Genomic DNA, 17,023 nt, shown 5'->3' with positions numbered 1-17,023 from the left:
TTCACTTCTACTGGATAACTGACTCTTGTTCCCATAGAAAAAACACCTCCGTATTGAATTTAGGTATTGTATACCCGCTTTTCAACGAAAGGTGTTTTTATTTGTCTCATTTTTTTAGGTCAGTGCACTTATTAGCAAGAAGGGCTTTCTTTTTGGTTATCGTACCTCTACCCAACCGTTTTTGATGCCTGTTACTACTGCTTGGGTACGGTCGTTTACATTCATTTTTTGAAGAATGCTAGATACATGGTTCTTTACTGTTTTTTCGGAGATAAATAGTGTTTCTCCAATTGTTCGGTTACTTTGTCCATCTGTTAAAAGTTGGAGCACTTCACATTCGCGCTTTGTTAGTAAGTGGAACGGGCGGCGAATTTCAGTTTGATGGAAGTTTCCTTTATTTTCACGTTCACTTAAGCGACGGAATTCTGCAACTAAATTGCGCGTTACTTTTGGATGTAGGTATGAACCACCTTTTGCTACTACTTTAATAGCGGCTACGATTGCATTAGCATCCATTTCTTTTAGCATGTATCCCAGCGCACCTGTTTTTAGGGCGTGAGTTACATATGATTCATCATCATGAATGGAAAGCATGATTACTTTTGCATCTGGGTATTTCTCGATTAACTCAGCTGTCGCATCTACACCATTTTTCGTTGGCATGTTAATATCCATTAGTAGAACATCTGGAAGATATTGCTCGTATAAGCGTAATACTTCATTGCCGTCGTCACCTTCAGCAACTACATCAAATGAATCTTCAAAATCTAAAATTCGTTTAACACCTTCCCTAAAGAGTTGGTGGTCATCTATTATGATAATTTTTGTCATTTTACATTTCCTCCTATAAAGAACCGATAAAGTTTTTATTGCTCATTATTAATTGGAATACTAAACAGAATGGTTGCCCCAGTGCCGGGAGATGAAACAATTTTCATCGTGCCTTCTAGTAATTCCACTCGTTCACGCATACCTATTAAACCGAACGATTTTTCTTTTACTACATTTGGATCAAAACCAATTCCATTATCTTTGACGATAATATTCATTCTTTGTTTCATCCACTCAATTTTAACCCATGCTTCATCAAACTTTCCGTGCTTTAAACCATTTGTCAAAGATTCCTGTACAAGACGGAAAATGGCTACTTCAAAATTAGGTTGTAGCCTTTGCTCTTCTCCATACGTTTGGAAATTTATACTACAGCTTGGATTATATTCTTGAATTGTTGATATATACTTTCTAAGTGTTGGAACGAGTCCTAAATCATCGAGAGCCATTGGGCGAAGATCATAAATGATTCGACGTACTTCTGAAAGCGCATTGCGAACCATTTCTTTCAGTTCGATAATTTCTTTCATCGCTTCGTCTCCACCGCGCTGTTGATATGTAAGATTGATTAAGTCTGTTCTAAGTAGCACATTCGCAAGCATCTGAGCGGGGCCATCATGTATTTCACGAGAAAGTCTTTTACGCTCTTCCTCTTGTGCCTCGATAATTTTTAAAGTAAAGTCTTGTTTAATTTTAGCATTTTCAAGTGCTTCTCCTACATCTCTTAAATCAGAAGTCAAATAATTTAATACAATATTTACCTGATTTACAAGTTGATCCGCACGATCTATCATTTCTAATAGTCCTTGTAATCTGCGCTCTAATTCATCTCTTCGTTGTCTAAGTTGTCTTTCTTCTGTTCGTTTAATTAGAAGATTGATTTGAATCTCATTTGCAGTCTCATAAGCGCTTCGGACCTGTGGTTCATCGTACGTTTCAAAGTTTTTAGATACTTCGGCTAGTCGATTTCTAGCTAATTTCGATTTTGTTTCTAACATATCCCCTTCAAAAATCACCGTTTCAATGTCACCACGAATTATTTCTAATTCGACTTTCATTTCATCGAAGCTTTGACGACTTTGTTCGCTTATAATGAATATATCCTTTTTCGAATGGTCCATGACTTCAACCATTCGATCGAAAATAACATCTAACGATTGGGATTCTAAACTCTTATTCGTCATCTGTTTTTTTCTCCTTTGTAAATGTCAAATGAGACTTCATTCATTTATCCTGACAATCCCTATTATAGCACTTAATAACTAAAAATAAATTAAAATTAGTTTACAACTATATTTCAATGGACTCAAGGAGGAGCAATTTTAATATGAGAAATGATTATATTACAGTCAAAGGTTTTGGAAAAAGTGAGATTATTATTCAAAAATCACGTTTTATTACATATGTAGACAGAGCCGAAACGGAAGAACAAGCACAAGATTTTATTAATACTATCAAACAAAAGCATAAAGATGCTACTCATAACTGTTCTGCTTATATTATCGGGGAGCATGACAATATTCAAAAAGCAAACGATGATGGTGAACCTAGCGGAACTGCTGGTGTTCCAATGCTTGAAGTACTAAAGAAACAAGGTTTAAAAGATACAGTTGTTGTAGTTACTCGCTACTTTGGAGGTATAAAACTAGGTGGCGGAGGTTTAATTCGCGCGTATGGAAAGGCTACAACAGAAGGGATTGATGCAGCAATTGTAGTAGAACGTAAACTGCATCACATAGTAAAAATTTCAATTGACTATACTTGGTTAGGGAAAGTTGAAAATGAAGTTCGGAATTCTGAATATCCATTGAAAGAAATTAATTATGCAGATTCCGTTGAAGTTTTTGTCTACACAAAAGCGGAAGATGAGCAGAGATTTACAGAATGGATAACCGAATTAACAAATGGACAAGCCGAAATCGAAATTGTCGAAAAAGAATTTTTGGAGTTTGAAGTGAAGTGAACTATAATTTCTTATAAGGGGTGATAGCTTTATGAAGAAATTTTCCATAATCATTATGTTGTTTATTTTCTTAGGCGTAGTTCCTACAATATCTTATGCCACTACAGATTGTTCAAGTAAGTTGTACTGGGATGGCGTCGAGCTTAAATTAGGCCAAATTGGTCGAGTAATAGTTCAAAAACCGACTAATATTTACAAAAATAATAACGGGACATTAGAAGTTGTACGACAAGCAAAGCGAGGGGATAATTACCGAATCTATGCCAATAAAGAAACTTACTTTCATCTAGGAGGAGGTCTAGTAATCAAAAATGATACTTCTATTTTGTATCAAACACCTTCCAAAGAGAAACTAAGTAAACTCCTATGTGCTAAATCTTCTCCAACTACTTTTACAATTGGGGACGATACATCCACCGTAACAGTAAAACTTGGAGCAGCAAAAAAATCGATATCCAATGAATTTCATGCATCCACATCTATCTATCATAAGAGTTATAATAACTTTTATGCAATTAGTTATGTAAACAATAAAATTGCATCTATTTATACGAAAGATAAAGACTATCAATTTAATGGTATTTCGATATCGAGCACGGTTAGCCAGTTAGAAAGTAAATTAGGCAAAGATTACGAAACAACTAGTAATACATACCCAATTGAAGTGATCACATATGATTTACCAAACTATCAAGCTAATTTTTTTATCGATGTCCATAATGAGAATAAAATATCTGCTATTTTATTACTAGATCATCAATTGATTGAAAATAACCCTAATCTTTATCCAAAGAAATCTACTGCATTAGAAACAAGTTATGAAACTCTTTTATTCGAGTTAACCAATGCAGAGCGAAAAGCAAAAGGAGTTCCTGTTCTTCAGCATGCTTCCAATGTTTCAACTGTTGCTCGTAAGCATAGTGCTGATATGGGAACTAATGATTATTTCAATCATGATAATTTAAAAGGAGAAACACCTTTTGATAGGCTTTCTAATGGTGGGGTACTTTTTAGAAATGCAGGAGAGAATATTGCGATGGGCTATACAAATCCATACTTTGCACATGAAGCCTTAATGAATTCATTAGGGCATCGAACAAATATTGTAAGTACCAATTACACGCAAATTGGTGTTGGTGTCTATTTCGCAAAATGGACTTACGGATCGATACCTTACTATACGGAAAATTTTATTAAACCATAACAACAGCAGAGCTTTTTTGTACGATGCTGCTTCAACTACTTAAGGTGCCCAACTTATTGTGCACCTCAGACTGTATTCAAACTCATGTAATTTTTGAGTGTGCTTACAGTCTTTTTTTTTCTTAAATAGAAGACTTTAAGAAAAAAATCGAATTTCCGCTACAGGTGGTGCTTTCCGCTGGCGGGGCTTGAGCCTCCTCGTCGCAGGCTGAGGGCACTGAAAAATTGTCATTCATATAAATTATCTATCAAATAGTCCTAAGAGAATTTAGCACTTTGGCATTCGCTTTCCGCGGGCGAGCGACGAGCCTCCTCCTACGCTTCGCTTCGTGCGGGGTCTCGTCTGTCTCGCTTTCCCGCAGGAGTCTCATGCGTCGCGCTAAATTCTTTAAATGATATACAGCAAATAGTTCCTATAAAAATAATAATTTTGAGTTTTTCAGTGGCCTCCGCAGGCTCCTGCGGGGTCTCAATTGCCTACGCTTTTCCAGCAGGAGTCACCACCCTCCGCTCCAATCTCATTCTATTCTTAGAGATTGAAGTAATATCTGAGGTAATAGATATAATGACAATTTCCATCATCTCATGATTATACTTACTTTTATTATAAAAACGATTGAGTAAATGGAAATATATAAGGTACTTTTATTGGAGAAGTGTCCGCTCGACTCCTACGGGAAAAGCAAGATAGACTAGACCCAAGAGTGTAGCGAGGACACTCTGAAAAACTGTCTATTTTTTTATGTAAATACTTTTTCATTTCTAGAAAATCGTTGAAAAAGGCAACACTCCTGCGGGAATAGCGTTAGCCGAAGACCCCACAGCGCAGCGAGGAGGCTGAGGCAACGCCCGCGGAAAGGGAGCCATTTCAACGATTTTCTTATTTATTGGAATATTGAACACCCTATGAATAATAGGAACTTTTTCAGTGCCCGCATGCTTCGGAAAACATAATCTACCCTATATAAAAACAAAAAGACTGTAGACAACTCGTATTTTGAGTTTGTCTACAGTCTGAGATGGCCAATCTCTTGGGCATCTTTTTCTTAATATTTCTCGATTGTTGCACCTTGGTAATAATGTTTTAGAATGCGATCGTATGTCCAACCCGCATCAGCACGAGCTTTTGCTCCCCACTGACTCATACCAATTCGATGTCCATATCCTTTACCGTTAACAGTAATCGATGGAATGCCAGAAGTTGCAGTAGTGGATACAATCCCTCCATTTGTTTGAATATTGACAGATCCACTAGGAATCGTTTCAGTTCCTGTCGCTGTTTGAACTGTTGTTCCAGATAATGATGTAATTGGCGTTGTACCATTTACTTGTTGAACAGCAAGATCTGTAACTCCAGAAGGTTTTGTAAATTGTATATCAAACCAGTTAGATTTTAACGATGTATTATTAGCATCTAAAAATAACCCTCGCATGACAGTTTCGTTGCCAGTAATTGTTTTTTCACCAGCTGAAGTAACTACAGTAACAGCAGATACTTCTCCATTAGAACCGCCTTTTGTAAGCTTTACATCTAGTAATTGAGCAGAAGTACTAAACCCAAACTTTGTTAATATATTAGTAGCTGGAATATTAACAGACCAGTTATCATATGGAGATTTTTCAATAGAATCATCTACCGATACAAAATGCGGTACTTGTGCTGTGTTCCACACTTCTCCAATATTTGCTGTTCTACCTCCACTAGCCGCGTAATAATAAGCTTGTACAAGCTTTCCACCTGATTTAACAACTAGTCCATTGGTTGCGTCTACTGCTGAATTTGTGCTTGTTTTTTCAGATGTAAACCCTTTATACATTTGATCTTTTGTCGTACTACTTAAAATTCCTGCTTTACTTAGTGTATAGCTTCTTGCAGCAACTGCTTGAGCTTTTAAGGCTTCTTGATGCCAAGAAGCATATGATTCATTTGGAATAACACCTTTTAAGTAGTTTTCTAAATCTAGTCTGTTCACAATTTGAACATTCGCCCCAGATTTCACTACATTAAAACTGCTTCGATATTGCGTACCATTTGGAGTTTTACCAAGTGGCTGCTTTACAACCGAACCTACTGAAGCATCTTTCGCAGGTATCCAGGAAGAGACGCCTTGTTCGTCAGTAACTGAGTACCAAAGTTCCCCATTCGCATTCGTAAATTCATTTACATAATAAGCCCCTTGAAATGCTTTATATGTTTTTATAGTTTCATAATCTGAAGTGGCGCCTTTTTTACCATCTACATCAGAAGTGAAAACTACCATTTTTTCATTTCCGGATAGAGCATGCAAAGCAAAGCCTTTTGATGAATACATTGTTGCCCCTATTTGATAAATAGAAACTTCTCCATTTACTTGTGAAAATGTAATAGACGTATCTGGTAACGCATAGAACATTTCATTCGTTGATAAATTTTCTAATTTATATATACCATTTAAGTGAAGCGATGTCGTTGAAGTATTATGTACTTCCACCGACACTTGCTTCGAATAGCTTTCTTGTGTAAAGGCAAATGCTGTATTTGTTGTCATTAAACTAAGTATCGCTACCGATAGAACGGTTAACCATTTTTTGCTCACTTATTTCACCTCAGTTAACGTACTTAGCACCCAACCTTTAGTTCCTTTTGCGGTTTGCACATTGTACCATGTTTCGCCATTCGCATTTTTAAATGAACCTAAATATTTTAAAGTCGTTCCTTTTGCCACTAGTTCAAGTGATTGGTAATTCGTTGTTGCTCCTTTTCTTACGTTTGCTGCTTGAGTTGTCACAACACTTGTAGGAACATAATTGCCAGGCTTTGTTGTCGTAACGTCTCCCGAAAATACCCATCCTTTAACAGTTGAAGATATTTCTACTCGATACCAAACTCCACTTGCAGATTTATGTTGATCGATTACCGTTAATGCTTTATTTACTCCGAATGTCGCTAATACTTTATAATCACGGCTCGCGCCACTATGGACTTTCACATTACTAGTAGATGTATAGACTGTACTTACAGTTGTGCCTGGCTCGGTAGGACCTGGATTTGTAGGAGGTGTCACAACACCGCCACCTTCTGACACAGCTTTTTGTAATTGTTTAATAATCGCATCTTGCTCTGCAACTTGCTTTTCTAATGCAGTAACCTTTGTTTGTAAAGGATTTAACTGTGCTTGTACCCATTCAACAGACGCCAAGAGTAAATTGGAGTCTGCTTTTGTAGATGTAGGGATGTTGATAGATACTAGTAAACTAAGACCTAGAACTGCTCCAATAGTAGCTAAAAATTTCTTTTTCATTTTATACCTTCCTCACTTTTATTGATTGAAATATTTTTCTAACCCTTTACGAATTCCTACTGCTGCATTTTTACGGAACGTAGTAGAAGCTAATTGAGCTTCTTCTGTAGGATTGGAGATAAACGCTAACTCCACTAATACAGATGGAAGTTCATTCATACGATTCACATAAAAGTTTTGTTGTTTAACTCCTCTATCATAAGTTCCAACAGCTTTTACTAAGTCCGATTGGATACTTTTCGCTAGTGTATAGCTCTTCGGACCATTAAAGTTAACATCTGCATTGTAATAAGTTGTAGAACCTTTGGATGTCGTAGTATATGAATCTGCATGAATACTAACAAATGCATCATAATCCGATTTATTTGCAATGTCTGTACGTTCTTTTAACTCTAAGAAGACATCTGTACTTCTAGTTAAAACTACTTCAGCACCTGCTGCTTCTAATTCTTGTTTTACGGCTTTTGCAGTAGCAAGAGTGACATCTTTTTCTTTCGTTCCATTTTTACCTATTGCACCAGGATCTTTTGCTCCATGACCAGCATCGATAATGATTTTTTTCCCTGCTAAACCTTTTGGAACTACTTTAATCGTTAACTCTTTATCATAATCACGAATCGTATACGTATAATTAGGATTGAATGTAACTAATAGGACATACGTGCCCCCAGATACTTGTTCTACTTTCATACTTTCTACACCAGTAATCTGAGATTTAATCTCGTTGATTTGAGATAGATTACCGAAAACGCGTAAAACATTTGCAGATGGGATGGAATAAGAAATGTTAAATTTAGATGGCTTGGACCACACTAAATATTGCTGACCATTTCTTACCTCTGTTCTACCATTCATTAATGAAATTGGTGACGCATCTGCTAATACAGAGGCTTGAATCCAACCGCGTTTCTCATTTTGCGTTTCGATATTTACCCAACCATTCAATGTTCGTAATACTCTTACAGGTGTGTTCAAATAAATCGTATCTACTTTTTTCGCAGTAGTACTAGCTCCACTATACACAGTAGATGTTTTTGTACCATACTTAGTAGGAATATTTTCATTTATTTCAAAATCAGGAATCCAACCTTCTTTATTTTGAGGGGTTTGAATTTTTAACCAAGTAGTTCCATCTGAAGCTACTACTTTATTTAATATAGTAAATGTTGTATTTTTAGGTAAACCTAATAGAACAGCAGAACTATAGCTACTATCAGCATACAATAATGCATTAAATCTTTGAATTACTCCTGTTTCACCATTACCTGGTGTTTCTCCCTCTTTGTCCACAACAGTAATAACAGATTGATGTAACCAAGCGTCTCCACTCGCAGTGCTTACTTTATACCATTTTTCTTGTTTATCATCTGTTGCATACTCTGTCGATAAGAATACGTCGTCTTGTTTTGACTGTGTCACAACATTAAAATCCAATCCTGGACCTGAACGCATATTTGCAACAGGAACAATAACTTTTAAATTAGTATCTTCGATGACATGATTATCTCCACCTGCAGGAGGTTCTATTGGTGGTGGTTCAGGTACAGAGCCTACACTTTCAAAGGCATCTGCATAAATCCAACCCTTTTTCCCAACTGCATATGTTACTTGGTACCACTTTTCTTTAGAAGCATTTATAAATTCTTGATGAATAGGAAGTTTCGTTCCTACATTAACTGTTGCAACTGTTTTATAGCTTTTAGTAGCACCAGAATGTACTGTTGATTTTTGGATCACTACTTTGTTTGCAATAGATGAATCTTCAAAAGCAGATGCAAGCATCCAACCTTTTTTACCAGTTGCATAAGTTACTTGAACCCATTTTTCGTTCAATCCATTTGTAAACTCTTGATGGATTAATAGGGTTGTACCAGGTTTAGCTGTAGCAACTATATCATAATTTTTCGTTGCACCTTTATGAATGGTTGTTTGATTTAAAACTTTCATAGAAGTTGCTGTTTCACCTGCTGTAGAATTTAATACAAATAAGTCAGATGTAACCCAACCCTTTTTACCTTTGTATTCAACATTAAACCAAACTTCTTTTTGGGCATTCGTAAAAGCTGACAATACTTTTAGTGAAGTACCCGCAGGAATTGTAGCTACTACCTTATAGGAAGTTGTTGCACCACTTCTCATATTCGCAGCATTTTTCCCTATTTTTTGCGTTGTTCCTACATAAGAAGTACCAGAAGTTATAGAACTATTTTTAACAGCAGTTGGAACCGCTTTAATATAGTCACTAATAATCCATCCTTCTGTAGAATTATAGGAAACTTTGTACCAAACTTCGCCTTTGCTATTTTTTTGGCTAGCAGAGACGGATACTATTTGACCTGTATGTACTTTCGAAATACTGTTAAATTCAGTTCCAGCACCAGTTCTTACATTGACATCGGTTGCTGTAAGTATAGCTTTTTTTCCTACAAGTTGTTGGATATCGTTTGTTTCAACTGTTTGATTAGAAGCAGCATATATAATGGATGGATTACTCACGAGTAGGTTAGTGGGCAAAAGGACAGATGTTGCTAAAACAGATGATGCTATTACTTTTTTCATTTTTTCCTCCTTGAAACGTCTTTTTTCTCCATTTTAATAGACAAATTTAGATAAAACAATCCAACGAATGTAATTAAAACCTTTGTAATCAAAATTTAACATAAAAAAAAGAGTAAAACGAATGGTCCATTTGGACGACTCGTTTTACTCACCGATTGAGTAATCATCTGATTGTTTGTTTGTTTTTATTTCACTTTGTGCATTTTGACCAAAGTCATCAAGATTGAGCTTTAGCTGTTTTTTCACTTCTTCTAAAGATTCATCTTTTGGAATGAAATAATACACACCTTTTCTTGTATCATCATAACCTTCTATTTGTAATTGTTCAATTGGAGAAGATTTTATCTTTTGATACATTTTAATTAAACTAAAATATTCCGATGCTGGTATATTCGTTTTTACGTTATTTCCAACGTCTTTAATCATATCGTCAATTTTTGTAATATTACTTACGCTCGTGCCTTTATTGATAATTTCTTGAATCACTTGTTTTTGTCGAATATTACGTCCCATATCACCTTGAGGATCTTTTTTACGCATTCTTACGTAAGCAAGTGCTTCATTACCATTTAAGGACATTGGACCTTTTGTATACGTCTTCCACTTCAAACTACCAGTAAGCTGTGCTTTAAACGTGAAAGGTACTTCTACATCCACTCCGCCAACCGTATTGACTATATCTTCAAAGCCTTGAAAATCAGTAGAAACATAATAATCAATTGGAATATCTAATAAATTTTCTACGGTATTAATCGTGTAATTTATTCCACCATTAGCATACGAGTGATTGATTTTATCCTGATAACCTAAATCTGGAATATACACTCTCGTATCTCGGGGAATACTTACCATAGAAATTTTTTCTGTTTTAGGATTAACTGTAGCAACAATTAATACATCTGAACGACCATATTTTGCTTTTTCTTGATTTTCGATACCTGCTAACAATAGCGTAAAAGCAGAGTCTTCCGCTTTCGCTTTTTTGTACTTATCATTTACATCGCTTTCTTTTGTATCGCGCTCTAATGGTTCGTACATTTTGCTAGTCGCATTTCGTGTCTCAAGTGAAAGGTTAATTGCAAAAACAAGGACACCTGATAATAAAAGCATTGACACTACAATTACTGTATATAAAATTTTTCTTCTCGTCTTTGATTTTCGTTTTATACGACGTGAAGTAGCCATATTACTTCCCTACTTTACTTATAAAATATAATCTCACCAATTATACATAATTTTCGTTGACATGTATATGGTAAAGACTATTACTATTTCGTAAGGTTTTGCAAAAGGTCTTTTACAATGGACGTCCAGCTAAATTCATTCATTGCTAGTTTTCTTCCATTCTCTTGCATAGCCTTTCTATCTTCATCATTTAGCTCTACAAATTCAAACATTGTATTCGTAATTGAATCGACATTTTCAGGCATTGCAACTAGTCCAATATTATTCGTTGTAATAATTTCAGCACTTTCTCCTTTACCACAATAAAGTACTGGTACTCCAGAAGATGCTGCTGGGAAAATTTTAGATGGTCTTGCACCTTCAAATAATTCAAGATCTCTTAGAGGAACGATGCTAACATCTGTTACTGAAAATAGCTTCGGCATTTCCTTCAATGGTAAATGGCCTAGAAAGGAAACATTTGATAACCCTAATTCATCTTTTAGCTGATGAAGCTTTTCTTCTTCTGGACCTGCACCTGCAATTAAGAAATGAGCATGTGGAACGATTTCTTGTATTTTTTTTGCCGCATATAAGATATATTCTAAACCTTGCGCATATCCAAGGTTACCACCGTAAGAAAACACAAACTTATTATGCAATCCAAACTTCTCCACATATTCTGCATTTCTTTCTTCTGGTTGAAAGAAGTTAGTATTAACCCCATTAGGTAATACGAACACTTTATCTTCAGGTTGTGAATGATTAATGATATAAGATTTTATTCCATCTGTAGCTGTAGCTATTTTCCACGAATGTTTATAAAGGAATGACTCTAAAATTTCAGCAAGCTTAATAAAAAACTTATTTTTTACTAGTCCTAGTTTTACCGCAGACTCCGGCCAAACATCCGCAACGTTGAAAACAAACTTCGCTCCTTTTAGTTTGGCACTTAATAATCCAGTTAAACCTAAAAAGATTGGAGGTGAGTTAACGATAATAACATCTACTTTCCCAGTCTTCATTAGTCCATAAAAAGAACTAAAGGTGAATGAAAAGTATGAAACTAATCGTTTCCAAAATGTTCCCTTTTTCGAAGGATATATCCACGTACGATGGACAGGTATGCCATCCCATTTTTCAAATTCATACTTCTTCCCTTTGTATTCGTCTGGAATAATTCCATGCGGATGATGGGGAAAAGCAGTTACTACTTGAATATCATGGCCTTGGGCTAGTATTTCTTTACTTACCTCATATACACGGATTTGTGGAGCTCCGGTCTCAGGCGGAAAATGTTGACACAAATATACTATACGCATAAACTATCACCGATTTAATCTTTCAATTTATTCTTCAAGTAAGCAAGTAACGGTTCTCTTAAATCGTCACGTTTTAATGCAAAGTCAAAAGTTGCTTGTAAAAATCCAAACTTATCTCCAACATCATATCGTTTTCCTTCGAAAATGTAGGAGTAGATAGATTCTTTACTTAATAATGAATCTATCGCATCTGTTAATTGAATTTCTCCTTTTGCATCTGGTTGAACTTTTTCCAGTTCCTCAAAAATTGCAGGTGACAAAATATATCGTCCAACGATTGCTTGATTAGAAGGTGCATTTTCAATAGCTGGTTTTTCTACTAATCGCTTCACCGTAAACAAATTGTTATCTGCTTCACTATAGTCAACAATTCCATATTTATTTACGTCTTCATTTGGAACTTCATTCACACCTAAAATACTACTTTGAACTTCCTCATACTTTTCAATCATTTGCTTTAATGCAGGAACTTCCGCATCGATAATATCATCTGGAAGTAGAACTGCAAATGGTTCATTTCCGATAAATTTTTTCGTACAAAGAATAGCATGTCCTAATCCAAGTGGTTCTTTTTGGCGCATGTAATGAATGTCGACTAAGTTAGAAATGTTCTCGACCGTTTCTAGTAATTCTACTTTACCTGTTTTTTTCAAAAGTAGTTCTAACTCAATTGATTTATCGAAATGATCTTCCATCGATTTTTTATTGCGACCTGTCACAATAATGATATCCTCTATTCCAGATGCAATTGCTTCTTCAATAATGTATTGTAAATTTGGTTTATCTACTATTGGTAACATTTCTTTTGGTAATGCTTTTGTTGCAGGTAGAAAACGAGTTCCAAAACCTGCTGCTGGAATTACAGCTTTTTTTATCATATTCAATCACCTTTTCATTAATCAGACTGTCTGAAAACGCTTGTCAGTCGAGGCTGAATTTAATAGAACGTTTTAACGGACTGAGTTATATTTTTCATACAATGAAAGCATATAATGCGCATTATCAATCCAACTATAATGCTCTTTTACATGAGCTACCCCGGCCTGTCCCATAGCTGCTCTTAGATCACTATTTCTCGCTAGTTTTTTAAATGCCGTAGCTAACTGCTCTGGACTTTCCTTATCGGTAACTATACCCGTTACATCTTGAACGACTACTTCTGGTAAGCCACCTACATTGGAAACGACAACAGGAACACCACAAGCCATTGCTTCTACAGCCGCAACTCCAAAACTTTCACTATCTTCTGTAGATGGTACAGCAAATATGGACATTTTACGTATAATAGTTGGAACTTCTGTATTTGGGACTTTCCCTGTAAATGTTGTAACCTCTTCTATTCCTAAATCTTTTGCAAGCTGTTCGTACTCTGCTCTTTGAGGACCATCACCTGTAATGAGAAGTTCGGAGTTTGGAAACTCTTTATGAAATAGGGCAAACCCTTTTACTAAGTCAGCAATGCCGTATTTATCTTCTAAAGCTTTAACTGTTCCAATAATTATTTTATCTTCTGCATCATCTAAATTAGTCGAAGGATAAAATTTTTCTATATCTACTCCAAAAGGTGTTACCTCTACAGAACGATTTGTGTACAAATTAGTTTCTTTCGCCATTACGCGACTTGTCGAGAAAATAGCAGTTGCTTTACTTAAAGTAAATTCGATTAGTTTCTTATTAAGTCTGCTTTTTTTAGGAACAACGAAAATGTCTTTTCCCCACACCGAAACAAAATACTTTTTATAATTAACAATTGCACCTAATAAGCCGTAGCTTGATACATAGTGAGAATGCAAAATGTCTGGATTCCAGTCCTTTAGCATTTTTTTCAAAGCTGGAGCAGCAGCTATATATGAAGCTTTACTTGGCAATAATTTGGGTAATATCTCGGTTGGCACTTGTTTTGCATTTTCCTCAGAATAATGATCTTTAAATGTATACACCTTAATGTCAATACCTTGTGATTGATAAAACAAAGCCCATTTATGTGTATGAATCGATTTACTTGGAGCTAGTAATGCGATTTTCATTTTTTGCCTCCTATTAGCGCACGCGCCGCTTGTTCAGCTCGCTCATTCCATGCATGCTGCTGTAAAAATGATTGTTGAATATTTTTTTTATATTCTTCAAAACGTGGTTGAATTGACTGCATACCTTGGACAAGACTTTCTGCATCGTCACCTGTTATAACACCATAAGGTCCTGATTGGATAAAGTCTTCCTGTGCGGAACAATTAGTAGCAATAATCGGAAGTCCTGCTGTTAAGTATTCCACTAATTTTATAGGAACGGCAAAATCGTTATAAACTGATCTTTTTCTTGGAATAAAAGCAAAATCAACTTCTTCATAAACTTGTTGTAACTCTGCTCCACTCACATGCTTCAATTTAATATACGTTTTATTTAGCTTTTCCTTATTAGAATCACTTAACTGTACAAATTCATCTTCTCTACATACAATGATTAATTCACCTAAAACACTTTCTTTATTCAACAAATCGTATGATTCTACTAATGTTGGCAATCCATAGTCATCATTATTAATACCACCAACATAAATGCCTTTAAATGGTTTTTGAATAGTATGATGACTTGTTTTTATTTCCGTAAATCGACCTCCGGGAGGTAGAGCCATCTTTTCTGTATGTATATTTACATACTTCCCCATCGCATCACTTGGTAAAAAGACAGTATGAATATATTTTCCATAAAACTTTTCTTCCATTTTATAAATAGTTTGCATGATGAACTTTTTAGGCCCTTTTAACGAATAAAGCTCGTCAAACTTCCAATATACATCCCGATAAAAAACACCTATAGGGATATTGTATTTTCTTAAAGTGCTAAAAACATCCTTATCTATTTTCCAATCTTTCGGGATATGTCCTGGATCTGTTAGCCATAAAGGGATAGTTTGGTTTTCCGAGTAGCAAAAAAGTGTATGCTCATACTTTTTCTCTTCCACTAATTTATTCCAAATCACGCGTCGTTCCGTACTATTCCCAGAAATCACAATCACTTCAAGTCCATGTTTTTCCGCATATACTTCAAACGCCTTCAGCATCTCAACTGGACGAAGTGCAGAACCACTCTTCGGATTGGTAGCTACCGTAAATGGATAATAAATGATGATATTTTTCATGCCTTCACTCTTTTCTTCTTCACTTTGCTCGTTAAAAAACTCCAAATCATGTGAAAATATTGCTCTAAAATGAACAACCCACCTAACACGACCGTCAACAAGACCCAAATGGGATTAAAGAAGAAGTCTGAAACTCCTCCTACAAGTGTTCTTGGAATGTTAATCGTAAAATAGATGAATAATGCTATGACTACTGGCGTTTTTGGCAAACGTAAAAATACAATATAAATAATTTGAATGACAATTGCAATGTAAATAATCGCTACAATCACACCAATATATCCAAAAGAAGCAAATGCTTCTCCTAAGAAAATCGTATTGAGTACTCCACCAGTTCCTTTATCTATGTTTTCAGGAAAGACATTTTCCATCACCATACGTGCGGAACGAACTTGCTCCACATCGAAAATACCCGCTATAAAAGAAGGTAGACCTTTTACTTCAAGCAAAGGAATTGAATGTGAAAATGTATCCAAGTGTAAAAAGAATGGAGAAATTTGTGCTAAAAGAATTCTACCAATTGGTCCTGAATTATAGGATAAAAAACTTTGAACTTCTTTCACACCTTGAATAGAAACATACATTCCAACTAAAAGTACACTTCCAGCAATCACATACCCAGTTATTTTTCTCCAATTCAATTTTAAACGTCCAGTATATACACCTGCTAGCAATAACATAATGATGTAAAAGAAAATTGGAGACTTAGCCAAATCATATGTAGTAATTAAAACAGAAGAACTAAACAGCATTAAAAATAAAAACTTCCAATATAATGCTTTTGTTTGCGTAGCATACACAAATGCGATGATAGATAAAACAGGCGTTAAAGCAATCGCAAATATATTTCGTATATAGACATCTATTCCACTAAACCCTCTAGATGCATCTATTCTCATTTTTGCAAGTTCAGATGTATTACCTTTTAAAAGTTCGAATATTGGCACCGTACTCGTTTTCAATAAAGTATAGGCAACTGCCATAACAGAAATAGCCGCGAGTATTCCAAATGCAAGTTTAAATATACGTCTGTTCTTATCTACACTTGTACGAACGGGTTCATGTAGGTAGCGATCAAATTCTAACTGTGAATTAAATCCAATAATTCTTCCTACAACTAATTGCGTAAGTGGGAACAAAATCATTAATATCGTCAATAAAACAAATCCAATGATTCGATATTCCTCATGGTCCATTCTTTTGATCATGTAATAATCATCTATTCCTAATGCGATTAACAATCCGCCAATATAACTGGAGATAAGGAATGAATAATAATATATTATGGAAATCATATTTGGCTTTACAAGAGAAAGGCTTCCAGAAACCTTTTTAAAAAGGTATGTGGAAGCCACCACAGTAAAGAGCCATATGCTAAAAATTAACAATGCTCACACCTACTTTATTTTCATCAATTACACCTCGGCATAATTGCGCCCAGATTTTTATCGCGTTGCTCGATAAAAATCTGTGGCATCCGCCGAAGGCTTTGGCCAACAGGATGTTAGTCACTCAGGCGGTACCGCAGGACGCTGCGATCCTAGCCAGAGTTCCTCTTTTA

13 protein-coding genes are annotated in these 17,023 nt (G+C 35.4%); 2 read left to right on the top strand and 11 right to left on the bottom strand.

The annotated features are described in order from the left end of the window. Positions 1–156: 156 nt before the first annotated feature. The gene (locus FG384_RS03995; RefSeq protein WP_142641274.1) at positions 157–831 is read right to left on the bottom strand and encodes a response regulator; all 675 of its coding nucleotides are present in this window, start codon (positions 829–831) and stop codon (positions 157–159) included. 35 nt (positions 832–866) lie between these two features. Next, on the bottom strand, positions 867–2,015 hold the full coding sequence (locus tag FG384_RS03990; protein WP_142641272.1) for a sensor histidine kinase: 1,149 nt from the start codon (positions 2,013–2,015) through the stop codon (positions 867–869). Positions 2,016–2,158: 143 nt separating this feature from the next. Between FG384_RS03990 and FG384_RS03985 the strand changes: the two genes are divergently transcribed. Together FG384_RS03985 and FG384_RS03980 are read left to right on the top strand one after the other, a co-directional pair. After that, positions 2,159–2,794, top strand: coding sequence for a YigZ family protein (locus FG384_RS03985; RefSeq protein WP_142641271.1), 636 nt, complete (start codon positions 2,159–2,161; stop codon positions 2,792–2,794). Positions 2,795–2,825: 31 nt separating this feature from the next. Then, positions 2,826–3,998, top strand: a complete 1,173-nt coding sequence (locus FG384_RS03980) for a CAP domain-containing protein (RefSeq protein ID WP_142641269.1) — start codon at positions 2,826–2,828, stop codon at positions 3,996–3,998. Positions 3,999–5,043: 1,045 nt separating this feature from the next. Here FG384_RS03980 and FG384_RS03975 read toward each other — a convergent pair. The 9 genes from FG384_RS03975 to FG384_RS03935 form a co-directional block, all read right to left on the bottom strand. After that, on the bottom strand, positions 5,044–6,573 hold the full coding sequence (locus tag FG384_RS03975) for a SpoIID/LytB domain-containing protein (protein WP_142641267.1): 1,530 nt from the start codon (positions 6,571–6,573) through the stop codon (positions 5,044–5,046). Continuing rightward, complete coding sequence (locus tag FG384_RS03970) at positions 6,574–7,278, bottom strand: SH3 domain-containing protein (protein WP_142641266.1); 705 nt, start codon at positions 7,276–7,278, stop codon at positions 6,574–6,576. 18 nt (positions 7,279–7,296) lie between these two features. Beyond that, positions 7,297–9,837: an N-acetylmuramoyl-L-alanine amidase family protein gene (locus FG384_RS03965; protein WP_142641265.1), complete on the bottom strand. Its 2,541-nt coding sequence runs from the start codon at positions 9,835–9,837 to the stop codon at positions 7,297–7,299. 144 nt (positions 9,838–9,981) lie between these two features. Beyond that, positions 9,982–11,022 carry an LCP family glycopolymer transferase gene (locus tag FG384_RS03960; protein ID WP_142641263.1) on the bottom strand — a complete coding sequence of 347 codons (1,041 nt, stop codon included), beginning with the start codon at positions 11,020–11,022 and terminating at the stop codon, positions 9,982–9,984. Positions 11,023–11,105: 83 nt separating this feature from the next. Then, complete coding sequence (locus tag FG384_RS03955) at positions 11,106–12,323, bottom strand: glycosyltransferase family 4 protein (RefSeq protein ID WP_142641262.1); 1,218 nt, start codon at positions 12,321–12,323, stop codon at positions 11,106–11,108. A gap of 14 nt (positions 12,324–12,337) precedes the next feature. Beyond that, complete coding sequence (gene galU / locus FG384_RS03950; protein ID WP_142641261.1) at positions 12,338–13,201, bottom strand: UTP--glucose-1-phosphate uridylyltransferase GalU; 864 nt, start codon at positions 13,199–13,201, stop codon at positions 12,338–12,340. A 72-nt stretch (positions 13,202–13,273) separates the two neighbouring features. Next, positions 13,274–14,350, bottom strand: coding sequence for a glycosyltransferase (locus FG384_RS03945; protein ID WP_142641260.1), 1,077 nt, complete (start codon positions 14,348–14,350; stop codon positions 13,274–13,276). Beyond that, complete coding sequence (locus FG384_RS03940; protein WP_142641258.1) at positions 14,347–15,462, bottom strand: glycosyltransferase; 1,116 nt, start codon at positions 15,460–15,462, stop codon at positions 14,347–14,349. The genes FG384_RS03945 and FG384_RS03940 overlap by 4 nt, the downstream gene beginning before the upstream one ends. Continuing rightward, positions 15,459–16,850 (bottom strand): oligosaccharide repeat unit polymerase, encoded by a 1,392-nt coding sequence (locus FG384_RS03935; protein WP_142641257.1) that lies wholly within the window; start codon positions 16,848–16,850, stop codon positions 15,459–15,461. The genes FG384_RS03940 and FG384_RS03935 overlap by 4 nt, the downstream gene beginning before the upstream one ends. Positions 16,851–17,023: the final 173 nt, after the last annotated feature.

Origin of the sequence: Psychrobacillus vulpis (assembly GCF_006861825.1) — a bacterium.
In the GTDB taxonomy this organism is placed as follows: Bacteria; Bacillota; Bacilli; order Bacillales_A; family Planococcaceae; genus Psychrobacillus; species Psychrobacillus vulpis.
The sequence above is the reverse complement of the archived record's forward strand: the minus strand, read 5'-3'. Positions and strand labels throughout refer to the sequence as shown.